At 53.5% G+C, this 22214-nt stretch carries 26 protein-coding genes; 14 read left to right on the top strand and 12 right to left on the bottom strand.

Annotated features, from left to right (window positions below; translation table 11 throughout):
• The first annotated feature begins 110 nt into the window (after positions 1-110).
• On the top strand, positions 111-437 hold the full coding sequence (locus tag RHP47_RS08065) for a 2Fe-2S iron-sulfur cluster-binding protein (protein WP_286625277.1): 327 nt from the start codon (positions 111-113) through the stop codon (positions 435-437).
• A 4-nt stretch (positions 438-441) separates the two neighbouring features.
• Here the strand turns inward: RHP47_RS08065 and RHP47_RS08060 are convergent, their stop codons facing one another.
• From RHP47_RS08060 to RHP47_RS08050, 3 genes are read right to left on the bottom strand one after another with little or no spacing between them, the layout of a single operon-like run.
• On the bottom strand, positions 442-1569 hold the full coding sequence (locus RHP47_RS08060; RefSeq protein WP_310840178.1) for a DUF4350 domain-containing protein: 1128 nt from the start codon (positions 1567-1569) through the stop codon (positions 442-444).
• Entirely contained in the window at positions 1566-2189 is a 624-nt protein-coding gene (locus RHP47_RS08055) for a DUF4129 domain-containing protein (RefSeq protein WP_310840177.1), read from the bottom strand. The genes RHP47_RS08060 and RHP47_RS08055 overlap by 4 nt, the downstream gene beginning before the upstream one ends.
• A 15-nt stretch (positions 2190-2204) precedes the next feature.
• Positions 2205-3059 carry a universal stress protein gene (locus RHP47_RS08050; protein ID WP_149819826.1) on the bottom strand — a complete coding sequence of 285 codons (855 nt, stop codon included), beginning with the start codon at positions 3057-3059 and terminating at the stop codon, positions 2205-2207.
• Between the two features lie 278 nt (positions 3060-3337).
• Here RHP47_RS08050 and RHP47_RS08045 point away from each other — a divergent pair, with 278 nt between their 5' ends.
• The 3 genes from RHP47_RS08045 to RHP47_RS08035 are packed head-to-tail and all read left to right on the top strand — an operon-like array spanning position 3338 to position 4645.
• Positions 3338-3859, top strand: a complete 522-nt coding sequence (locus RHP47_RS08045; RefSeq protein WP_286625271.1) for a photosystem I assembly protein Ycf3 — start codon at positions 3338-3340, stop codon at positions 3857-3859.
• 10 nt (positions 3860-3869) lie between these two features.
• The gene (gatC, locus tag RHP47_RS08040) at positions 3870-4163 is read left to right on the top strand and encodes an Asp-tRNA(Asn)/Glu-tRNA(Gln) amidotransferase subunit GatC (protein ID WP_286625270.1); all 294 of its coding nucleotides are present in this window, start codon (positions 3870-3872) and stop codon (positions 4161-4163) included.
• 11 nt (positions 4164-4174) lie between these two features.
• The gene (locus tag RHP47_RS08035; RefSeq protein ID WP_149819820.1) at positions 4175-4645 is read left to right on the top strand and encodes a hypothetical protein; all 471 of its coding nucleotides are present in this window, start codon (positions 4175-4177) and stop codon (positions 4643-4645) included.
• Between the two features lie 3 nt (positions 4646-4648).
• On the opposite strand, the gene RHP47_RS08030 is transcribed toward RHP47_RS08035, so the two are convergent.
• Positions 4649-5608, bottom strand: coding sequence for an ARPP-1 family domain-containing protein (locus tag RHP47_RS08030; protein WP_149819818.1), 960 nt, complete (start codon positions 5606-5608; stop codon positions 4649-4651).
• Between the two features lie 162 nt (positions 5609-5770).
• Between RHP47_RS08030 and RHP47_RS08025 the strand changes: the two genes are divergently transcribed.
• Positions 5771-6370, top strand: coding sequence for a hypothetical protein (locus RHP47_RS08025; RefSeq protein ID WP_149819816.1), 600 nt, complete (start codon positions 5771-5773; stop codon positions 6368-6370).
• Here the strand turns inward: RHP47_RS08025 and folP are convergent.
• The 3 genes from folP to RHP47_RS08010 are packed head-to-tail and all read right to left on the bottom strand — an operon-like array spanning position 6367 to position 10154.
• Positions 6367-7209, bottom strand: a complete 843-nt coding sequence (gene folP, locus RHP47_RS08020; RefSeq protein ID WP_286625269.1) for a dihydropteroate synthase — start codon at positions 7207-7209, stop codon at positions 6367-6369. The two genes, RHP47_RS08025 and folP, sit on opposite strands and share 4 nt — an antisense overlap.
• Positions 7206-8639 carry an MFS transporter gene (locus RHP47_RS08015; protein ID WP_286625268.1) on the bottom strand — a complete coding sequence of 478 codons (1434 nt, stop codon included), beginning with the start codon at positions 8637-8639 and terminating at the stop codon, positions 7206-7208. Before RHP47_RS08015 ends, folP begins: the two co-directional genes overlap by 4 nt.
• A 36-nt stretch (positions 8640-8675) precedes the next feature.
• Positions 8676-10154, bottom strand: a complete 1479-nt coding sequence (locus RHP47_RS08010) for a phosphoglucomutase/phosphomannomutase family protein (protein ID WP_286625267.1) — start codon at positions 10152-10154, stop codon at positions 8676-8678.
• Positions 10155-10346: 192 nt separating this feature from the next.
• On the opposite strand from RHP47_RS08010, the gene RHP47_RS08005 reads away from it, so the two are divergent.
• The 5 genes from RHP47_RS08005 (at position 10347) to cofG (ending at position 13764) form a co-directional block, all read left to right on the top strand.
• Entirely contained in the window at positions 10347-10949 is a 603-nt protein-coding gene (locus RHP47_RS08005; RefSeq protein WP_149819807.1) for a superoxide dismutase, read from the top strand.
• Between the two features lie 203 nt (positions 10950-11152).
• Positions 11153-12145: a CHAD domain-containing protein gene (locus tag RHP47_RS08000; protein WP_310840175.1), complete on the top strand. Its 993-nt coding sequence runs from the start codon at positions 11153-11155 to the stop codon at positions 12143-12145.
• Positions 12146-12264: 119 nt separating this feature from the next.
• The gene (locus tag RHP47_RS07995) at positions 12265-12510 is read left to right on the top strand and encodes a ferredoxin-thioredoxin reductase variable chain (RefSeq protein ID WP_149819803.1); all 246 of its coding nucleotides are present in this window, start codon (positions 12265-12267) and stop codon (positions 12508-12510) included.
• 11 nt (positions 12511-12521) lie between these two features.
• Positions 12522-12755: a hypothetical protein gene (locus RHP47_RS07990; RefSeq protein ID WP_149819801.1), complete on the top strand. Its 234-nt coding sequence runs from the start codon at positions 12522-12524 to the stop codon at positions 12753-12755.
• A gap of 58 nt (positions 12756-12813) precedes the next feature.
• Positions 12814-13764 (top strand): 7,8-didemethyl-8-hydroxy-5-deazariboflavin synthase subunit CofG, encoded by a 951-nt coding sequence (gene cofG / locus RHP47_RS07985; RefSeq protein ID WP_286625265.1) that lies wholly within the window; start codon positions 12814-12816, stop codon positions 13762-13764.
• On the opposite strand, the gene rsmI is transcribed toward cofG, so the two are convergent.
• The 3 genes from rsmI to RHP47_RS07970 are packed head-to-tail and all read right to left on the bottom strand — an operon-like array spanning position 13745 to position 15687.
• Positions 13745-14590: a 16S rRNA (cytidine(1402)-2'-O)-methyltransferase gene (rsmI, locus tag RHP47_RS07980; RefSeq protein ID WP_149819797.1), complete on the bottom strand. Its 846-nt coding sequence runs from the start codon at positions 14588-14590 to the stop codon at positions 13745-13747. The genes cofG and rsmI overlap by 20 nt on opposite strands.
• Positions 14590-15192, bottom strand: a complete 603-nt coding sequence (gene cbiT / locus RHP47_RS07975) for a precorrin-6Y C5,15-methyltransferase subunit CbiT (protein WP_149819795.1) — start codon at positions 15190-15192, stop codon at positions 14590-14592. The genes rsmI and cbiT overlap by 1 nt, the downstream gene beginning before the upstream one ends.
• Before the next feature lie 18 nt (positions 15193-15210).
• A complete protein-coding gene (locus RHP47_RS07970) occupies positions 15211-15687 on the bottom strand; it encodes an RNA-binding protein (protein WP_310840173.1) in 477 nt (158 codons plus the stop codon).
• Positions 15688-16029: 342 nt separating this feature from the next.
• On the opposite strand from RHP47_RS07970, the gene bchI reads away from it, so the two are divergent.
• Complete coding sequence (gene bchI, locus RHP47_RS07965) at positions 16030-17097, top strand: magnesium chelatase ATPase subunit I (RefSeq protein ID WP_255451636.1); 1068 nt, start codon at positions 16030-16032, stop codon at positions 17095-17097.
• Between the two features lie 13 nt (positions 17098-17110).
• Here the strand turns inward: bchI and RHP47_RS07960 are convergent, their stop codons facing one another.
• Together RHP47_RS07960 and ylqF are read right to left on the bottom strand one after the other, a co-directional pair.
• Positions 17111-18637, bottom strand: a complete 1527-nt coding sequence (locus RHP47_RS07960) for a hypothetical protein (RefSeq protein WP_310840172.1) — start codon at positions 18635-18637, stop codon at positions 17111-17113.
• Positions 18638-18680: 43 nt separating this feature from the next.
• A complete protein-coding gene (ylqF, locus tag RHP47_RS07955) occupies positions 18681-19529 on the bottom strand; it encodes a ribosome biogenesis GTPase YlqF (RefSeq protein ID WP_310840171.1) in 849 nt (282 codons plus the stop codon).
• A 412-nt stretch (positions 19530-19941) separates the two neighbouring features.
• On the opposite strand from ylqF, the gene RHP47_RS07950 reads away from it, so the two are divergent.
• From RHP47_RS07950 to RHP47_RS07940, 3 genes are read left to right on the top strand one after another with little or no spacing between them, the layout of a single operon-like run.
• On the top strand, positions 19942-21369 hold the full coding sequence (locus tag RHP47_RS07950; protein WP_310840170.1) for a form I ribulose bisphosphate carboxylase large subunit: 1428 nt from the start codon (positions 19942-19944) through the stop codon (positions 21367-21369).
• 53 nt (positions 21370-21422) lie between these two features.
• Positions 21423-21803 (top strand): RuBisCO chaperone RbcX, encoded by a 381-nt coding sequence (rcbX, locus tag RHP47_RS07945; protein WP_149819785.1) that lies wholly within the window; start codon positions 21423-21425, stop codon positions 21801-21803.
• A gap of 30 nt (positions 21804-21833) precedes the next feature.
• Positions 21834-22190, top strand: coding sequence for a ribulose bisphosphate carboxylase small subunit (locus RHP47_RS07940; protein WP_149819783.1), 357 nt, complete (start codon positions 21834-21836; stop codon positions 22188-22190).
• The last annotated feature ends 24 nt before the right edge of the window (positions 22191-22214 follow it).

The following is a 22214-nucleotide window of genomic DNA, read 5'->3' as shown; positions in this document are numbered from 1 at the left end:
CTTCCCTACTAAGAGTTTAACGGCCAATTTACCCGTAACTTCAGCTACGGTTGGGCAGTTTTTCTGCCAAAATGAGAATGTATTAAGAATGGTAACTAGCGTAGGTTCCTATGGCAAGCAAAGCTGAATTTGTGGCCACAAATATTAAGTTTGTTAACGAAAACAAAGAAATTATTGCTGCCAACGGCGCGAATCTGCGCTTAAAAGCAATGGAAGCGGGGGTTGACCTCTACACCCTCAAGGGCAAGTTCTTGAATTGTGGGGGCTACGGCCAGTGTGGCACCTGTATTGTTGAGATCGTCGAGGGTATGGAAAACCTTTCCCCCCGCACACCAGTGGAAGAACGCAAGCTCCGCCGTAAGCCAGAGAATTATCGCTTGGCTTGCCAAACTCTTGTCTATGGACCTGTGTGTGTGAAGACAAAGCCGAAGGGCTAGATCATTAGACAGCCCTTTTCAGAGCCTGTAGGGCACTGCCGGCCTGCTCTAGCCACTTGAGTAACTGGGAATCATCAATGCTGTGGGGAATACTGAGGAGGTCTTGCAGGTGTTGCGGCGATCGCCCCGTTGTGGTCTGCCATGCCTGAATGAGTTCTGAATCCCTAGGCAGATGGTGAGGATTGGCGGCAAGGCCGAGTTGGTTGGCTAAATCATAGCGAAAGCGATCTTGCAGCTGTTCTAGGACAAAGTGCCGCTGCTGTGCCCGCTCAAGAACGCCTGCGAGGGCTGCAATGTAGGCGGCACTATTACTGGCCACAGGTTCTTTTTCCAATAGGGGTGGGCCAAAACGTTGACTTTGCTGCCATAGCAAAAAGAGGAGCAAGAGGCTGAATTGCACCCCCACAGCCAACCAAGGGGTACGACTGAAGTAGTCGAAGAGGGTTTCAGGCACCGTCTCCCTGACCACATCCTCTGGAGTGCGTTGGCGGTAGCCGTGGAGCCATTCATCAAAGTATATCGTTGCCCCTGGTTCGGCCACCTCCTGCAAGAGCTGAGCCACAACCGCAAAGTTGGCAAGGGCCGTTTCGCCGCCATAGACATTGGCCACCAACCAAGGATAGACGCCAAGGATACGCTGTTCATGGTTATGGGGACTATTAGAGCGTCTGAGATAGACAATCAAACCGTGATCATCCTTGAGGAGAGAGCGATCGCCCTGCTGGAAAGGAACGCGGCGGCGGGTTTCAATCAAGACCTTGCCCTGGGGCGTCGAGAGCCGTGCCGCAAAGGGGGCTGCGGTGGGTTCCCCATGCCAGTAAAAGCGCACCAGCGTATTGCCCTGGGCCAGCCACTCCACAAGGGATGGTGGCCAGCTCATGGGACGACCACTAATTTGAATGAAAACGTGCCCTTGACCCTTGAGGTAGTTATAGTCCCGCTGCCAACGCGCCACTTGGAACCCCTGCTGTTGTAGATACGCATAAAATTTCTGCGTGCCCCAAGGGGAGGCATCAAAGGAGGAGCCAGCGCGGCTACTGGGCGCCACCGCCAGAATCAGGAGGCCGACCACCAGCAGCACAAGGACAGCGCAGCCGAGGAAAAACCACTGGCGACGGTTGATCGTGATCATTGCTGGCGCTCCCGCAGGAAGGGGGCCACCTCAAAATAGGCGGCTTGACAGGTGGCTAGGGTTTGGGCATCCACCGCCTCGGCGCCATAGTAACTGCGACTGTGAACTTGAAAGAGGTGCTGAATACTCCGCCGCACGGCTGGCGATCGCTCCCCCAGTTGAAAGAGTCGCTCCAATTCCCGTAGATAGTCGCCATTGGTGCAGTGGGGCTGTAGCCGTAGCCAGCCCGCCTCCTGCAACCGATAGAGCAAGGCCATGTAGAGAGCACGACAAGCACCCCCATAATCCCCCGCCAATTGCAGGTCTTGAGCAAGTTCCAGCCACTCGCGCACAGGCCGCGGTCGCTCCTCAAGGGTAGAAACCAGTGTTGCTGAGGAGGATCGCGATCGCCGCTGCCACCATCGCCACAGGCTGCGCCCTAGGAAATAGAGGGCGAGTCCAAGGCCAACGAGCAAGACCCCTTGAAAGAACCAGCGTAGCCATGCCTCTAAGGAGGGGGAGTCCTGCCAAAATGGCTCCGTTTGCTGGCGAAAGAGTTGGCGAAAGCTGTACTCAAGGGCTTCACCCAATTGTCGCCACTGGCGATCGCCCTGCCAGCGCAGATCATCAAAAAGGCTCACCGCCGCTAGCCCAGATTACGCCTCCAATTGTCGCACAAAGAGCACGGGGCACTCAGCATAGACCCGCACATAGTCTGAAAGGGAGGTGCCCAAGAGGCGATCTAAATCGGGCAAACTGCGGGCGATGGACGGACGCCGATCCGGGGAACCCAGAACGAGGAGATCGGCATTGGTATCAGCAGCAATGCGGCAGATTTCTTCACCGGGCTTACCGGTGGTCAGGACACACTGGTATTCCACACCCCGCTGCTTGGCCACCGTTGAGGCTTCCGAGAGAATCGGATCTTTTTCAGCAGCCGTGCTGGGGGTATCAGCATGACCCTTGAGGTCGGGATTGACGTGGGCAAGAATCAATTTACCGCCCTTGACCCCCTCCATCAGGCGTACGGCTAAGTCCAAGGAGGCCTTGGCTGCGGCGGAATTATTGAGCGCTACCATGATGCGGTTGATTTTCTTCACAAAGAGGTCATCGCGCACCAGCAACATCGGTCGGGAAGACAGTTGAAACACATACTGGCTGACGGAGTTTTCGAGAATGGATTGCAGGCGCTTGAGTCCCCGCGATCCCATGATGATTAAGTCGGCATTGATTTCATCGGCCACGTGCAACACGGTATCTTTGGGATCCCCCTCCCGCAGCATGGTATTGACACTAATCACTGGGTCAAGATGCAGTCGAGCAACGGCTTCCGCTAGGAGTTTGGCACCCGCTTGACGTTGTTCGGCCATCTCCTCGGCAGTAATTTTCGGTGGAATCACGTGCAAAACAGTGACGGCAGCCCGTTGAATCGCTGGCAACTCCATCAGCGACTTGAGCATTTGTTCGGATTGTCCAGTTCCTGAGTCTGCCAATAGAATATTTTCAATCATAAATCTTAAACTCCCAACATCTGGTGAGCATCAGGGCACGGATGGCCACTACAGCCCTTTTCCCAAGGATGGCACACGCTGAAAACAGTCAAAACTGCTGGAGGATAGGATGCTCTCCTCATTCGTACACGCCACATCTCAAGAAAAGGGCTGTATGACGATCTTAGGTCTGGGGTAGGGGCTTCTTGGTGGAATGCTACAAATCTTAGGCATTGGCTAGGGGGCGCCCTTGGGAGTGCTTTTGATACACTAAGCAAGAGACCGTTCAAGGAAGCCCTATGCCGCGATCACAACGGAACGACAATTTTATTGACAAAACCTTTACGGTCATGGCTGACCTCATTCTCAAGGTCTTGCCCACCAGTTCGCAGTCAAAAACCGCCTTTGCCTATTATCGCGATGGCATGTCTGCCCAAGCGGACGGGGAATATGCCGAGGCACTGGAGAACTACCAAGCAGCCCTAGAACTAGAGGAAGACCCCAACGATCGCAGCTACATTCTCTACAACATTGGCCTGATCCACGCCAGTAACGGCGATCATGAAAAAGCCCTAGAGTATTATCACCAAGCCCTTGAACTCAATCCCCGCATGCCCCAAGCCCTTAATAATATCGCGGTGATCTACCACTACTTGGGCACACAGGCAGAGGAGCAACAGCGTTCCGAGGAGGCTGAACAACTCTTCGATCGCGCCGCAGACTACTGGAAACGGGCGATTCAACTGGCGCCCAATAACTATATCGAGGCGCAAAACTGGCTGAAGACCACGGGTCGCTCCAGGATGGATGTTTATTTCTAAGGGAGTACACATGGCAACAAAAGTCATTACCGCAGAGGATGTGCGCAAGGTGGCTCACTTGGCTCGCCTCGCCCTTGAGGAAAGCGAGATTGAAGCCCTGACCCAGCAACTAGATAGCATCCTTGACTATGTGAACCAATTGAGTGAACTGGATGTCACGGATATTCCACCGACGACCCGTGCGATTGAAGTCAGTAATGTAACCCGTCCCGATGTGTTGGAGCCTTGGCCAAATCGCGAGGATCTACTGGCGATCGCCCCGGATCGCGAGGATGACTTTTTCCGTGTGCCCAAAATTATGTAAGGCATCAGGCTGTGCGGCGGCGTCAATCCCACCATTTACAACTGGACTTATTTCCCTTCCTCTCGATCTTGGCCTGCACCATTGGCACGCTGATCCTGCTGGTGGTGGTGATTAGTGCTAGTAGCCTTGGGCGAGAACGTACCAATGTGCAAATTTTGGCACGGGAAAATGCCCAAAATGACGGGCGTACCCCCCGCTATCTGGAGTGCCGTCGCGAGGGGGTGATCATCCATCCCCAAAAGGTGCTGGTGTCCAAAGCAGACCTCGGCAAGCCCACTTCCACGCTGGCCATTTTGTTGGCCAATCTCCGCCGTCAGAGCGATCGCGAGTACATTATCATTGCCGTGCGCCCCGATGGCTTTGACTGCTTTGAGGAGGTGCGCTACCAAGCAGAACGGGCGGGGGTGGCTCTCGGCTACGAACCCTTCAATGCGGAATGGGAGTTGTGTGTGCCGGCACCGGGGCGCAGCAATTGTCCCTAGGACTTAAATTTCCCAACCTGACCGCCGGCGTTTGGACTGGGTGATCTCGGTGGGAAAGGCGCTCAAGTGCACCACTCGCCCCTTGGCCACAAGGGCACTACCAATGACTTCGGGATGGGTGAGCCGCACATCTGTGCCTTCGGCCAAGGCCTCAAAGGTTTCAGCCGTTGCAGCCGCCACAGTCGTCAAAAAGGCTTTAGCATCGGCAGTTGTGACTTCTGAACCGTGAGAAAGAGAGGGTTTCAGGGCTTCAAGGCCGTAGCTGCGGCTGAATTTGGGGAGCAGTTTGCCAAAGGTAGCAGGGAAGTCAAAGAGTTCCAAGCCCAAAATTTGACCGTGCACGACGAAAAGCGCACCAATCTGCTGGGCGATCGCCCGAAATGCTTGGACGTACTCATCGAGGGAGTGGGCTTCTTTTTCATAAACATCAGCGAGGGCATCGGTGGCGGACTTGCAAGCAAAGAAAAGCAGATGGTCATCGACATCCGCCCAGATTTCCCCCTGATCAGCACGGCGGCTTCCCCTGTGTTTCAACGACTCTGTAACATAGCGGAGTTTCTTGGCGCGCCCTGTGGCATGGTAGGCGCGATCAGCAGCGGCAAACTCACGGCAGCGGTAGTGCCAGCGACCCCGTTCAACACAGGAGACGGGAATTTTCAGATCAGTGTGGGCAGGTACAAGTACTGTGAGGTTAAGAATACGGTTTTGCTTGGCACCGACGAGTTCTTCCCCATCCACAAGCAGTACCGAGCGATCGCTCCAGTTATGGCACAGGAGTTCAGGCACATGCCCCCCTTCAGACACCTCGGTAATCTTTAGCAGGTTTTGGTTCATTGCTTCCGTCAGCGTCCAATAGTCGGGTTCTGCCACAATCGGGCGCAGCAGGGGAAACAGCGTCATGCCACCAAAGGTTTGGGGAGTGCCAATTTCAACGGTTTGTAGGAGTTCTTGGAGAAGATTCATGGGATCACCTCGCAAGGGTATACATCTGGTTATCCATTGCTGTTGTTAGGGATATGCATCCACCCAGAAAATTTGCGATCGCCCCGCCAAACCATCTTAATTAACAGGTGCCTTTGTCCTTAGAAATCGCTTATGCTCAGGGTGAATTCTTGAGAGGTTCCAATGCTCCCAGTCGCGATCGCCTCCCTACTCTTTGGTTTTGCCACCAATATGGATAACTTTAGCGTGGCCGTTAGCTATGGTCTGCGCCGCTATCGTATGAGTTGGCTGGGGAATGTCCTGATTGCGGCTCTTTCTGGTAGCAGTACCTTTTTGGCCATGGAGTTGGGTGGGTGGGTAGAGCAGTATGTGCCGTTGATTTGGACACAGCGGCTTGGCAGTGGCTTGCTAATCGTCATGGGGGCATCGGCACTGGGGGGAGTCTTGCTCAACTTGAATCATCCCTCTAAAACCATAAAGCCGAACTTATTACCGATTCTTGACTATGCCTATGACTTCACGCTCTACCAGTCGCTGCTGTTGGGTTTAGCATTGACCCTGACGAACCTTGCCACAGGGGTAGCTGCGGGTTTGGCACAGTTACCGATCGCTAGTGCTGTGATAGCGAGTACAGTAACCAGTTGGGTCTGCATTGGCAGTGGCTTTTGGTTGGGGCAGCAACTACGGGAACAAGCCCCTCTGCACTTTACGCCCTACTTAGAAGGCGCTGCCAGTCTGTTTCTGATAGCCATTGGTCTCCTGAAGTGGTTTGAGTCCCTCTAGGGCGATCGCCAGAGCACATCGGCCATCCGACACACCTGCACCATTGCCGCCACATCGTGGACACGCACCATCTCGACCCCTTGGGCAATGGCATGACAGCAGACCGCTGCGGTACCCCAAACCCGGTCTTTAGGATTGGGCAGGTTCAGGATATCACCAATAAAGCGTTTGCGCGATGGCCCCAGCAGGAGAGGATAGCCAAGGCTGTGAAATTGCCGCAGTTCTCGTAAAAGGGTGAGATTCTGGGGCGTGGTTTTGGCAAAGCCAATACCGGGATCAATCATCAGATGCTCGGGGAGAATGCCGCTGGCAACTGCCCGCTGCGTTTGTTCCTGAAAATAGCGAAGCAAATCACCAATCAAATCCTCGTAGTCCGTTAATTGCTGCATGGTGGCTGGCGTTCCCCGCCGATGCATGAGGATATAGGGCACCCCCAATGCCGCTACCGTGGCAAACATTTCCGGATCCGCCTGCCCGCCTGAGACATCGTTGACAATATTGGCACCGGCTTCGACGGCTGCGCGGGCAACCACCGCATGGGTGGTATCAATGGAAATGGGAATCTGCGACTGCTGACGGATGCCCTCAATCACGGGCAACACCCGCGCTAACTCAGCACTAATGGGCACTTCACTGGCGCCCGGACGGGTGGACTCACCGCCGATATCAATGACATCAACCCCTGCCGCCACCATCTCAAGGGCATGGGCAACGGCACTGGCGGGATTAAAAAAGTCACCGCCATCGCTAAAACTGTCGGGGGTGATATTTAAGATCCCCATGATGTAGGTGCGCTTCCCCCAAACAAGGGCGCGATCGCCCACGTACCAGTCCTTCATGCACTAGCCTCTCCTTGCCGTTTAGCGTGCAGCCTTAAGAGAATCTCTTGGTGTACCGCTTGCGTAATGGGATAGAGGTAGGCTAAAACAATGCCAATAATGAGAAAAAAGGTTGGTAGCGGTCCAATGGCAATGCGGATTGCCAACAGTGCCGAGGGGGGCTGAACGGGGCGCGGTTCACCGGCAACGCTGGAGAGGTAGCCTGCCCACTGCAAGGCCTGACCGACGAGAAATAGCCCCAAGGCAAGACCAATTTTTTGCAGTAGCACCATAAAGGCATAGAAGATCCCCTCCCGCCGTTGGCCACTGTTGAGTTCATCGAGATCAATCACATCGGGAATCATTGACCAAGGGACAAGGTAGGCCGTTGAAACCCCAAACCCCGCCAGAATCGCGCAGATATAGACCAGCGTTGTTTGTCCCGGCTGCAATAAAAACAAGCCAGCTTGGGCAATAATCCACAGTGCCATGCCCATGTAATAGACCGCCTTCTTGCCAATACGCCGACTCACGGCACTCCAAACAAAAAGCATGATCATCGCCGTCGATTGCACCGCCAGCGCCACTTGCGTATATTCAGCGGGGGACATTTGCAACCAATCGCCAATAAAAAAGGGAATCAGCGAGGCAGTAATTTGCACCGCTAGCCAAGAACAGAGGTAAATGCCCATCACGAATAGGAAGGGCCGATTGCTAAAGACCAACCGCAGTTGCGTCTTCAAGGGTAAAAGACTTTGGCCACTGCTGGGGGTATGCCGTTCAAACTCCCGTACCCGTCCCCGTGTGCCCCAGACACACCAATAGATGGGCAGCACAGATAATACAGCGGCAATGCCCCCCAGGACAATGTACTGAGTTTTGGGTTCCTTAATGACTTGGAAGAGAATTTGCGCCAATAGGAGTGAGCCAATACTGCCGCCAATGGAAAAGGCAAAGCGAAAACTATTCAGACTAGTGCGTTCGTTGTAGTCTTCTGTCAGTTCTGGTGTTAGGGCGCTGTAGGGTAGGTTGACTGCGGTGTAAAACGTGTTAAAGAGGAGACCCATGAGAACGTAGTAGCCAAAGAGCAACCCTTGATCCGTCGTTGGTACCCACCAGTTCAAGAAAAAGCAAATGCCAAAGGGAAGGGCTGCTAGGATCATCCAGATGTGGCGGCGTCCCCACTTGCCCACAGGGGTGCGATCGCTGAGGTAGCCGATGATCGGATCATTGATGGCATCCCAGATTTTGCCAATCATCAACACACTGCCTGCCAAGCCCGCATTGAGGCCAGCCACATTGGTCAAGAACACCATCAGGAAAAACACCTGTAAATTGGCAGTGATGGCGGTTCCGAGATCACCAGCACCAAAGGCAAGTTTTGTCCATAGGGAAAGGGGCGAACGGGCACTGGTGGCAGCGGAGTTTGGGCTGGATGGGTCTAATGGCATGATGCGTTGTCCATTGCGATTGTTTTTTTTTAACGATTAGCCAGCCACTGCAACTGCCCATTGACTTGCCCATTCTAAAATGCGCTGCACCTGTTCAGGCGTTTTCCCTTGGCAGTAGAGGCGCAGCAGGGGTTCGGTGCCACTAAAGCGAATCAGTAACCAACCGCCATCGGCCAGATGAAACTTGTAGCCGTCAATGCTCTCCCAGTGGCTCACGGGGCTATCCAAAATCTGGGTGAAGGGATGCGCTGCTAGGATTGCTTCTAGTTGTTGTCGCTGCGCTAAGGACGCGAGGGTGAGATCAACGCGATCGTAGGCACTGTAAAAGTTCGTGGTTGCCTGCAACTGCTGATAGTATTCCCCTACGCTCAAGCCAGATGTCACTAGGGCTTGTAGTAGGTACAGTGCTGAGAGTAAGGCATCTCGTTCAGGAAGATGATGGCCATAGCCAATTCCCCCTGATTCTTCACCGCCCAAGAGGACAGCTTCCCCTGCCAGCATGCGATCGCCAATGTACTTAAAGCCAATGGGCGTTTCAATCACCGCTAAACCATGGTGGGCGGACACTCGCGCCACTAGATCAGAACTGCTAATGGATTTGATCACGGCCCCTCGGTAGCTACTGTGTTGTGCCAGATGATCAATCAAGATGGGAATAATTTCTTGGGCAGTGTACAGCACCCCCTCGCCATCAATGACTGCTAGGCGATCGGCATCACCATCAAAGACTAAACACACTGTTGGGATGGCACTGTGTTGTTGCCGCAGTTGCTCTTGGGTTGCGGTTAAATAACGGCCAATGGGTTCAGGGGCACCTCCCCCAAAGAGGGGATCGCGATCGCGCCGAAACTCTGGTATCGCTAAATCCAACAAGCGCTCTAGCCCTCCTGCGGCCACCCCATGCATAACATCGGCACAGATCCGCAGCTTACCGCTGGCGATCGCCTCACGAATGGGGCTTGGATCAACATGAGTGCGCAAGGCCGCACAATAGCTGGGCCACGGATCAAAGACTTGATAGTCTGTTTTGGCCTCACCCACGGGTGGCGGCTCTCCCTGAGCTAACTGCGCTTCAATGGCTTGGGTGACGGTCGTGGGTACGGAGCCACCAAAGGCGCCCTTCACCTTCAGTCCCGCATAGATACCGGGATTGTGACTTGCCGTCATTACCAAGCCGCCAATGGCTCCCTCTGCTTTGACGGCCCAACTAAAGGCGGGGGTCGGTGCCGCACAATTTGAAAGCCACACCTCATAGCCTTGGCTCGCCAGTAATTGGGCAACGGCTGCGGCAAACTGTTCCGCTAAAAACCGGCGATCGTAGCCCACAATGATCCGAGGCGTTGTGCCCTTGCCATAGGTTTGATGGAGCACTGCCGCCGCTGCCTTGGCTGCCCGCAGCAGACGGTTAAAGGTAAACTCAGCGCCAATGATGCCGCGCCAGCCATCGGTACCAAAGCGAATCGGGGCATCCTCAGGAATCAAAACCTGATCTAGGCGAAGGACAGAAGCAACCATAGAACCCAAGACCCAAGAACCCCTCTGAACATATCATGCTGCGAGACAGCTCTTTTCTGAAGCGGAAAGGAGGATGATATAATTATTGCGAATTGTTAATTAGGCGATGGGCACTGCTGCTAGGTGCCTTTTGGCGATGACTGATCTCTAGTAGCCTAAACCTGCATCACCTTTAGAGAGGTATTGAGCACTATGGCATTTGTACAAGAACCCCTTCCCTTTGATCCGGGCGCCCTTGAACCCTATGGGATGTCTGCGAAAACCTTTGAATTTCACTATGGCAAGCACCATAAAGCCTACGTGGATAACCTCAATAAACTGACTCAAGATACGGAACTCGCTGACAAATCCCTTGAAGATGTCATTCGCATGACCTATGGCGATGCTGCCAAGGTGGGCATCTTCAACAATGCGGCTCAAGTGTGGAATCACACCTTCTTCTGGAATAGCCTCAAGCCCGGTGGCGGTGGCGCTCCTACGGGTGATGTGGCCGCCCGGATCAACAGTGCCTTTGGGAGCTACGACGAGTTCAAGTCCCAGTTCAAAAATGCAGCGGCGACCCAATTTGGTAGCGGTTGGGCATGGCTGGTGCTCGAAGCGGGTACGCTGAAAGTGACCAAAACCCCCAATGCCGAAAACCCCTTGGTTCACGGTCAAGTGCCCCTCCTGACGATTGATGTTTGGGAGCACGCCTACTATCTCGACTACCAAAACCGCCGTCCAGACTTCATTGATAACTTCCTCAACCAACTGGTGAACTGGGACTTTGTTGCTAAAAATCTAGCGGCTGCCTAAGTTTCCCAATTTTTTGTTCCGCTCTTACTGAATGACTTCACTGATTTCACTGATCCCCGTTCTGATCGAGCGGGGCTTTTTTTGCTGAGCCATGATTCAGCCACAACTATGGTTAAGTTAAAATTAAGATAAAAGTAACCTTGGTTAATAAACGTTAATTTAATAGTGGTATTCCTTTAGGCGTTGAGCAGGGAGGGGGTCTTATGGAAACCCTAGGGCATATCGCGTACGCCGCTTTTGAAAAGTACTACCGCAAAATTAGCAAACACGAGCCGGGGGTGATTCGCGATCGCGATGTTGAGGCAATTCACCAGATGCGGGTGGGCTTGCGCCGCCTGCGAACGGCTCTGGAGGTCTTTTGTAATACCGTACGTTTGCCCAAGGGAGTCTCCATTCAGCGGGTACGGGCGATCGCCGGCAGTCTCAGTCCCGTACGGGATTTGGATGTAATGATGCTGGCGCTTAAGGAGCAGTATTACCCTCACCTACCTCGCCCTGAGCAACAACAACTGGCAAAACTGATCAAAAAACTCGAAAAGCAACGGACAGAACTGCTACAAAAAGCCCTTCAATTGCTGCGCAGCGATCGCTATCGCAAATTGCAACAGGGGCTAGAAGAATGGCTAGCTGCCCCTCAATATCGTGAGATTGCTAACTTACCGACGGAACTGATTGCCCCAGATATTTTGTTGCCCTTGGTGTGTCAACTGTTGCTGCATCCGGGGTGGCAAGTGGCCATTGAATGGCAGGGCGATCGCCCCCTTTTCCTTGCGGTGAGTAACCCGCCCCAGTGGCTGCAAACAGCGGGTGAAGATCTCCACGATCTACGCAAGCAAGCCAAGCGGGTACGCTACCAAATGGAACTCTTTAGCAGTGTCTATGGAGACACCTTCACTGAACAGGTAGATGCCTTTGCTCAGTTGCAAGAACTCCTAGGCACACTTCACGATGGCGTTGTCCTCCATGACTTTTTCCGTACCCAACTTGGACTCAATCTTCGCCAAGCCTCTCCTTGCCTTGCAGAAATCATTGCCCTTGAGCAAACACGCCAGTGGCAAACTTGGCGCTCCGTCCAGCAGGAATACCTCAGCCCCGAAAAACGCCATCAAGTGCGCTCTCTACTCCTCATGCCACCAATGACAATAAGCGCCAATGGCAACTCCCTCGGTCATCCGATGATCTCCTCTGCCAACTGACAGAGGTCGGGCGGCAATGGTAACAATTGATGTTCAATTGTCCTAGGGCGATCGCCCTTGCCGATCCGTATGCGACGATAAAAACAAAACCCCTGCCAGTCGAGGAGAGCAAGAAACGAATGAGTGTTATGGAGCAACAAGCTTTAAGCGTCGGTCTGCGGGTACGCGTCAAGACCCCTACCATCGTCTATCACCATCCCGATCACCGTAACGAACCCTTTGACATTCAGGGCATGGAAGGGGAGATTTTCGCCATTCTCAGCGACTGGCAGGGCCGTCCCATTAGTCCCAACTACCCGATTCAGGTGCGGTTTAGTCCCAAGTTCATTGCCCATTTGCACCCCGACGAGCTGGAAGTGATTTAGGTACCCTCTATATGCCTCCCCGTTGGCCCCGTAAGCCCGATCGCCGTGATCCGAGCTATCGCCGTTTGGACGATCGCATGAATTTTGCGGTTCATGTTGCCCTTTTTGCTGCTTTTAACTCTGGTGGCTGGTTTTGGCATCAGGTGCAACCCACGGCAGTACCCTTTATGCCAACGGTAACGCTGGTGTGGTTAACGTTATTGGCAGGCCATGCCCTCTACGTGTTCGCGATCGCCCGTTATTGAGAAATTATCTCCTTGAACGCAGGGGTGCTGAGATAAGAGCACTTTTTCGTGAGTCTCCATGAGCGATGATCGCACCATCACCTATAGTCCAGCTTTTACTCTTGTACCGACGTACGAGTGTTTTAATCGCTGTACCTACTGCAACTTCCGTCAGGATATTGGCACGAGTGGTTGGTTGAGTTTAGAGGCGGCGGCTCAACAGTTGGCAGGGCTTGACCCCCAACAGGTGCGAGAAATTTTGATTCTCAGTGGCGAAGTTGCCCCCAACAGTCCCCAGCGTTCCCAATGGTTAGAGCGTCTCTATGATCTAGCCGCCTTAGCCTTGGATCAGGGATTTCTGCCCCATACCAATGCGGGTCCCCTCAATCGAGCAGAAATGGCCGCTCTCAAGGCGGTGAATGTCTCGATGGGACTGATGCTAGAGCAATTAACACCGAAGTTGTTGCAAAGCGTCCATCGCCATGCCCCTAGCAAGGATCCGCAACTGCGTTTACACCAACTGGAACAGGCCGGGGAACTGGGCATTCCCTTCACTACGGGCTTGCTCTTGGGCATTGGTGAAGAGCCGCAGGATTGGGCAGAAACGCTCACGGCCATTGCTGAGTGTCATCGGCGGTGGGGACATATTCAGGAGGTGATTTTGCAGCCCCACAGTCCCGGCCAGCAACAGGAAGCAGCATTGCCCCCCTTTGATCTGAGGCAATTACCGAACGTGGTACACTGGGCGCGATCGCTTTTGCCTGAAGACATCACGATTCAAATTCCTGCGAATCTGGTCACAGATCCAGAGGTCTTTCGGGCGTGCCTAAACGCGGGCGCTCGCGATTTGGGGGGCATCGTTCCCTTGGATCACGTCAATCCCGACTATCCCCACACCAATGTGGCAGCATTGAGGGAACAATTACAGGCGTGGGGATGGGAATTAGTGCCACGACTCCCCGTCTATCCCCAATTTGTGGATGGGTTGCCGTCGCCCTTGAGGGAGAAAGTTAAGGGGATGCCTGTTTGAGCTGGAGTCCCAGTTGATAGATGTCGCGCCGTGAAAGCCCTGTGAGATCTGCCAGTTGACGGCTGGCTTGGGTAAGAGAAAGGCCTTGGCTGAGAAGTGTCGCTAATTCGTCTGCGAGATGATTGGGATTCACGGCCACAGAGTGTTCAGGGGCACCGCCTAAAACCAGTGTGTATTCGCCACGGGGGGGATGCTCCTGTAGATAAGTGCAGGCAGTGCCGAGGGTTCCCCGCCAAAATTCTTCGTGGCGCTTTGTGAGTTCGCGGGCGAGGACGAGGGGGCGATCGTTCCCCAAGATTTGACATAACTCTGTTACCGTTTGCAGCAAGCGATGGGGGGCTTCGTAGAGAAGAATTGTGCGCGTTTCCTGTTGCAGTGCTGCTAATCGCTGCTGGCGATCGCGCCCCTTGGTCGGCAAAAACCCTTCAAAACAAAAGCGATTCATCGGTAATCCTGCGGCCATCAAGGCTGTTAAGGCAGCATTCGCGCCGGGAATCGGTGTGACCGGAATGGCTGCGGCAATACAGGCCGTGATCAATTCATAACCGGGATCCGACACCCCCGGTAACCCTGCATCGCTAACCAAGGCAATCTGTTGACCCGCCTCTAGGCGCTGAAGCAGCTGGGGCACGCGCTGTTGGGTATTGTGCTCATGGAGACTGATTTGGGGTGTGGTAATGCCAAAATGCTGTAACAGGCGGCCGGTGTGGCGTGTATCCTCCGCAGCAATGAGATCCACCGCCTTAAGAATGCGCAGGGCACGAGCGCTTATATCCTCAAGATTGCCAATGGGGGTACCCACCACCCACAGTTGCCCGCTGCCCATTAGGAAATTTTCTCGCCACTGAGAATAAAGATCGGTTCCACTGCTGCAAAAATTTGGTGGCCGCCCCGCGTTTCCAGACGATTGATCACTGATTGCACCACCTCTAGGCTGCGGGCTTGGACTGTCGCAAACCCTTCAGAGAGGGCATAGAGATTTTCTAAACTGCTGGCGATCGCCACCAAGCGACCACCGGGCGCAAGATACTCCCACGCTTGCAGCAAAACTTCCTTAATCGGGCGCCCCCCCTCGAGACAAATGCGCTGCGGTGTGCGACATAACTGGGGAAAGCAATCTGGAGCGGAACCGGCAACAATCTGCACATTCTTGACGCCAAAGCGATCGCAATTGCGCTGGATCAGATCAACCACTTCCTCGTCTCGTTCAACGGCAATCACCTGTCCCCGCTTCGCCAAGCGTGCCGCCTCAACAGCGATCGTACCCGTGCCCGCGCCCACATCCCAAAGACAAGAGTCCGGCTCAAGGCGCAAATAGGAGAGCATCAATAATCGCGTTTCCCGTTGGGTGAGGGGAATACCTGGTAAGCGCTCAAAGAGACCATCGGGGATACCCGGGGTCACAAATGGCCAGGGATCCGCCGTCATAGAAACTGCCTAAAACCTTTAAGCGTTGCTGCTTTGGGCAAGGAGTCGTTCCTTAAGCTGTGCTAGGGCATCTGCCCAGCGGGGATCCGGTTGAGCAGCTTCCGTATCCATGGAGCTATATTCAGCCGGCGCCGAATTGGCTTGGGTACGCCGCCCATTATTTTTATTATTTTTGCGATTATTGCGGTTGCTGGGAGTGGCTTTTTCGGCCACTGTTTCTTCTTTTTCCTTAGCTTCAGATTTCGGCTTGTCGTTGGCCTTCTCAATCTTGAGGGGATTGTCCTTAAAGGTGTAGCCGTTGAGTTTCTCAATCACCTGATCCGCCACTTCCTCGGATTCAACGGTGACAAAGCCGAAACCGCGGCACTTACCAGTCTTGCGATCGGTAATCAGTTTAGTGATGCCTACTTCGCCCACTTCTTGGTTAAATAGGGCTTCTAGCTCTTCGCGGCTCAGTTCACGCGGCAGATTGCCCACATATAAACGCACGGACATAAAGAAACCTCCCTTAGGCAGCTTAAAAACAACACAATTGAAAAATGGACAGTCGGGCGTGAGAAACCGCTCGCAACTGAGGCCTACGTCCCGCAATGGTACGCAAAGTCTCCGCCTTTATTAGTGGTGTAAAATGACTGGATGGGTTCACAGCGATTGTTGCTAATTGAGAACCTGCATGGATGTCGCAGAGCAAAAGCAATGAGAGCGCTTAAGCTCCTTAATTGTCCCTACTTAGGGTATCACAGTTCCTTCACCTAGGGCTAGGATTTTGCGGAAAAATTTTGCTGTGGCAGCGCAAGCCCAATGTGGCACAATAATCAATGCTGTTTTTGCGATGTGATGCCTGTGACTGCGACTGCTGTCCCTCGTCGGCCTGTTTTTCCCTTTACGGCAATTGTCGGTCAAGACGAAATGAAACTGTCATTGTTGCTCAATGTCATTGACCCCAAAATTGGTGGCGTCATGATCATGGGCGATCGCGGCACGGGCAAATCAACCACCATTCGCGCCCTCGCGGATCTGCTGCCGGAAATTGAGGTGGTCGCCGATGACCCCTTCAACAGTCATCCTAGCGATCCCGATCTGATGAGCGATGCGGTCAAGGTGGCCGTAGCAGCGGGTGAACCCATTCACACCATCAAGAAAAAAGTACCGATGGTGGATCTGCCCTTGGGGGCAACTGAGGATCGGGTCTGCGGCACCATTGATATTGAAAAAGCCCTTGCTGAGGGGGTGAAAGCCTTTGAGCCCGGACTCTTGGCCAAGGCCAATCGCGGTATTCTCTATGTGGACGAGGTGAACCTGCTGGATGATCACCTAGTGGATGTGCTGCTCGATGCCGCTGCCTCCGGCTGGAATACCGTTGAGCGCGAAGGCATTTCAATTCGTCACCCGGCACGCTTTGTCTTGGTCGGCTCTGGTAACCCTGAAGAAGGGGAACTGCGACCGCAACTGCTGGATCGCTTTGGCATGCACGCTGAAATTCGCACCGTCAAGGATCCAACCCTGCGGGTGGAAATAGTGGAACAGCGATCGCAATTTGATCAAAACCCCGCAGCCTTTTTGGCCAAATACCAAGCTCAACAGGAAGCGCTGCAAGCCAAGCTAGTTGCCGCCCAAGCCCTCTTGCCGAGTGTCACAATTGACTACGAACTGCGGGTGAAAATTTCCCAAGTCTGTGCCGAGCTAGATGTGGATGGCCTGCGGGGAGACATTGTTACTAACCGCGCGGCCAAGGCGCTAGCCGCCTTTGAGGGACGCACGGATGTTACCGTTGAGGATATTGCGCGGGTGATTGTCCTCTGTCTGCGCCACCGCCTGCGCAAGGATCCCCTCGAGTCCATTGACTCCGGCTACAAGGTGGGCAAAGTCTTCCAAGAGGTCTTTGGGGTGGAGATTGCTGCTTAGGCTGGGATTGGGATTACTTCAGTTGCTCTAGTCCCCACTCGTAGAGCGATCGCGCCACCCCTTGCTCAGGCATATGTTCCAGATTGACAAGGGAGGAGAGCACCTTTAACAGCCCTTGATGAATTTCACTTAGGGAGGCCTCTTCTGAAACGTCGGCTAATGCGGTTAGCTTTTGACGAGTGATCGCTCGATTGCGGTGAACAACGCCATTGCGATATCCATTGATCGTCTCCAGCTTTTTAACAAGGTCATCACCGTCCGATCGCTGCTCCACTTTTGCCCAGGCTCGCCACAGCACCCCCAATGGCAATTTCTTCGGATCACGATAGTTGCCCTCCTGCAAGAATGCCTCACCTAAGTGCCCCTGAGTGTGCCAATTTTCCTGTTCGCATCGCCAAAACAGGAGTCGTTCAATCATCTGGGCAAATTGCATAAAAGCTAGTGTATAGTTCGCCTGCTGCAAGCTCAGATCAATGAATAGCTCAAATTCCCAAATTTTCAAGAACTTGCTGGTGGCCGTTTCACTATTGGGACAGCGAGTGACCGTCGCCTCGCGCCACTGGTTCCGTTGAGCTTTGCGAGCCACTGCTTGCGTAGACTTTTGATCCAGCCAGCGTTCCCCCTGAATTCCCTTGAGAAATTCTTCAATACCCCAGTTTGTTGCTAAGGCAAGGCGATCGGCCAACTGATAGAGCGCCTCATGGCGATCGCGATGGGCTTCAAGGAGTACCTTTGCAGCCGTAAAGTCGCCCCGTTTCCATGCTGTGGCAATCCGCTGGCGCTCTAGGGGCCAAAAGATCTCACCTAAAGAGACCACTTCAAAAGATTCAGCACTGCGAGCAGACTGATTGCTTGGATCAAAGAACGGTTTTGGCTCTGTTGGAATAATTTTGCAAACGGGATACTGACGCATGAGAACTGCTGCAATCATGTTCAAAGCATCTGCCATTTGAGGGACAGACCCCTTTGTTTGAATTTGCAACTGCCAATTGCTAGCCGCGTTCTCTGGCAAACGCTCAATATATTGCTCTAACTGCTTTTCCGTGAAGTCCCACAGGGCTTGCCTCTCATTCACATCAACTGGACAGTTCCAAACCGTGACGTTGAGGTGGGGATAGCGCTGCTGAATTGCCCCTGCCATCAACTGCGCCAGCCAACAAGTATCCATGGCGTAAAATTGCCAACCGACCGATTCTGGCTGATCCGTTCCCCAGAGAATCACGTCTGCGGTTTCCGTTGGCGTGGCATAGTGCTCCGCCAAGATTTGCTCATCCAGCAGCAAAACCACGGGTGAAAAGTCATTCTTGGCTTGACAATGCCGATAAACGATTTCACTTAAATAGCGCACGTTGTGGCGGTGCTTTGCCTCAGGATCATGAAAACCCCGTTCGATGCCAAATTCCGCGTACAACTCACTCAGGTGAGGTGGCGCATCCCCCTTACAGGCAGGATCACCATCAGCTCCAAAATTGCGCACAATACCATCTTTGCACCGCCAGCCCACCTGTCGGTTGCCCACAGTAATGATCAGTGTTTTCATGGCACAGCAATTAAAATTGCAGAAATACCTACATACTAAATACTTACATACTATCTTGTAAAGGGGGATGCTCAAGGGCGATCGCCCCCAAGTAACCGCGGCGATAGTCTTGCAAAAGTTGACGAGCCGCCCGTTCCAAGTCGCCGTGGTAGCGCTTAGTGGCGAGATCATGAAGATAGGTTTCACCCGTGTCGGTGACGGCTAGACCATAGCGAGCGCTGAGGCGATCGGCCTGTCCCAACTGGTGCAGTAGCTCAACAAGAATCGGCGCCACCCGACAAGGATCGTAGGCAGCTTGGCCAATGTCATCGCAAATGGCTAGTTTCACCGCAGCGTCTTGGTTCTTGAAATTCATGGGCAACACCCCCGGCGCATCCAAGAGTTCCAAGGTGGGGGACAAACGCACCCAACGCAGTTGCCGCGTCACCCCCGGCCGAGCGGCACTCTCGACCACCCGCTGCTGCAAAAGGCGATTGATCAAGGCAGATTTGCCCACATTGGGAAATCCCAGAACCACAGCCCGCACGGCTCTTACTTGCATGCCCCGCTGTTGGCGGCGTTGATTCATGACAGCCCCTGCCTGCACCGTCGCCTGTTGGAGACGGTAAATGCCTTCCCCACGCTGCGCATTGGTGAAAAAGACGGTTTCTCCTTGGGTCTCAAACCAAGTGAGCCACTCTTGGCGATCGCGATCGCTAATCCTGTCCATACCATTGAGCACTAAGAGGCGTTGCTTGCCACTGGCCCACTGCCGAATTTGGGGATGGCAACTGGCCAAGGGAATCCGTGCATCCCGCACTTCTAAGATCACATCCACCTGTTTCAGTTGTTCCTTGAGGGCACGTTCGGCCTTGGCAATGTGGCCGGGATACCATTGAATGATCGGACTCATAGAAATTCCACCCCCTTTTTTACAAAAACAATAGAGCGATCGCCCCCCATGAGTGCCATTCAATTGATTTCGGATAATCCTCAATCATTTTTGAATAGAGAGAAGACTATAGTTATGCGCCTCTGATTAGAAACCCATAAACAACTCTAAAGATTGATAACCCAAACCTATAGAATAATTAAGAATCTCCAAAGCAAAAGTTATTGCATTGGGTATCAACTAAGCTGATGCTAAGCATAAGACCTACGACCATATCACAGGCTTGCGGATGGTTGCATCCTCTCGCTGAGTTTTGCATTGCTCAATTTTGCCCCATTTTCGGGGAATCGTAGCGTTCACACTACCCATTGCAAAGGTTGCCCGTAGAGATTGCTCTACTTGGCACAGTAGCTGTTAAAGAGGAAAAATGTCTATGGCCTACACGCAATCTAAATCCCAGAAAGCTGGGTATCAGGCAGGGGTAAAAGATTACCGCCTGACCTATTACACCCCGGATTACACCCCCAAAGACACTGATATTCTAGCGGCCTTTCGTGTGACCCCGCAGCCGGGCGTGCCCTTTGAAGAAGCTGCTGCCGCCGTTGCCGCCGAATCCTCGACAGGGACATGGACCACCGTGTGGACCGACCTGCTGACCGACTTGGATCGCTACAAAGGTCGCTGCTACGACATCGAGCCCCTGCCGGGTGAAGATAATCAGTTCATCGCCTACATTGCCTACCCGCTGGATCTCTTTGAAGAAGGCTCGGTCACCAACATGCTGACCTCCATTGTGGGGAACGTGTTTGGTTTCAAAGCCCTCAAAGCGCTGCGCCTTGAAGACCTGCGGATTCCTGTGGCTTACCTGAAAACCTTCCAAGGGCCACCCCACGGGATTCAAGTGGAACGCGACAAATTGAATAAATACGGTCGTCCCCTCTTGGGCTGCACCATTAAGCCGAAACTGGGTCTGTCGGCGAAAAACTATGGCCGTGCTGTTTATGAATGCTTGCGCGGTGGTCTGGACTTCACCAAAGATGACGAAAACATCAACTCCCAGCCTTTCCAACGCTGGCGCGATCGCTTCCTGTTTGTCGCCGATGCCATTCACAAAGCCCAGGCTGAAACTGGCGAAATCAAAGGCCACTATCTCAACGTAACCGCTGCCACTTGCGAGGAAATGCTGAAGCGGGCAGAGTTTGCCAAAGAACTGGAAATGCCCATCATCATGCATGACTTCCTGACCGCGGGGTTCACTGCCAACACTACCTTGGCCAAATGGTGCCGTGACAATGGCATGCTACTGCACATTCACCGCGCTATGCACGCTGTGATTGACCGTCAGAAAAACCACGGCATCCACTTCCGGGTCTTGGCCAAGTGCTTGCGGATGTCTGGTGGTGACCACATCCACACCGGTACCGTTGTCGGTAAGCTGGAAGGGGATAAAGCCATCACCCTTGGTTTTATCGATCTGTTGCGGGAAAACTACATTGAGCAGGATCGCTCTCGTGGCATTTACTTCACCCAAGACTGGGCCTCGATGCCAGGAGTGATGGCGGTGGCTTCTGGTGGCATTCACGTCTGGCACATGCCCGCACTGGTGGACATTTTTGGTGATGATTCTGTGCTGCAATTTGGGGGCGGCACACTTGGTCACCCTTGGGGGAATGCACCGGGGGCAACTGCGAACCGGGTCGCCCTTGAAGCCTGCATCCAAGCCCGCAACGAAGGTCGTGACCTGATGCGCGAAGGCAGCGACATCATCCGCGAAGCCGCTCGCTGGAGTCCAGAACTGGCTGCTGCCTGCGAACTCTGGAAAGAAATCAAGTTCGAGTTTGAAGCGCAAGACACGATCTAGGTGGTGCAGTTGGGGTTCAATCGGAGCTACGGCAACGATTTCCCCGTAGGTCTATGGATGTCAAGCACATTGCGAAGCAAACCACCAAAACCCTGATGAGTTATCTCACCTATCAGGCCGTGCGAACCGTGATTGGGCAACTGGCCGAAACCGATCCACCGCGATCGCTCTGGCTACACCAGTTCACGAGTCAAGAAAGTATCCAAGACGGTGAACGCTACTTGGAAGCCCTCTTTCGCGAACAGCCCGATCTCGGTTTTCGCATCCTCACGGTACGCGAACATCTTGCGGAAATGGTGGCAGACTACCTGCCAGAAATGCTACGTGCGGGCATCCAGCAGGCCAATTTGCAACAACGCTGTCAACAACTGGAGCGAATGACCCAAGTGTCGGAAGCCAATGTTGAGAGCAGCAACCCAGAAACCCCTGAATAATTTGTTGACTGTGAACCAATTGAGGAACCTATGAAAACACTGCCCAAAGAGCGTCGTTACGAAACCTTCTCCTACCTGCCTCCCCTCAGTGACGCCCAAATTGCTCGCCAAATCCAGTACGCCATTGATCAGGGTTACCACCCCTGCGTAGAGTTCAACGAAACCTCTGATGCTGAGATTCACTACTGGACGATGTGGAAGCTGCCCCTGTTTAACTGCACCAATGCCCAAGAGGTGCTCAACGAGGTGCAGCAGTGCCGCTCGGAATATCCCAACTGCTTCGTCCGGGTGGTGGCCTTTGACAATATCAAGCAGTGCCAAGTGATGGGCTTTATTGTCTACAAGCCCAATCAGGCCAACAGCGGCTACGGCGGCTATCGCTACTAAGGCTGAGATTTTCTCAGTCCATTT

This window comes from Thermosynechococcus sp. QKsg1, assembly GCF_031586415.1.
GTDB lineage: Bacteria > Cyanobacteriota > Cyanobacteriia > Thermosynechococcales > Thermosynechococcaceae > Thermosynechococcus.
The sequence above is the reverse complement of the archived record's forward strand: the minus strand, read 5'-3'. Positions and strand labels throughout refer to the sequence as shown.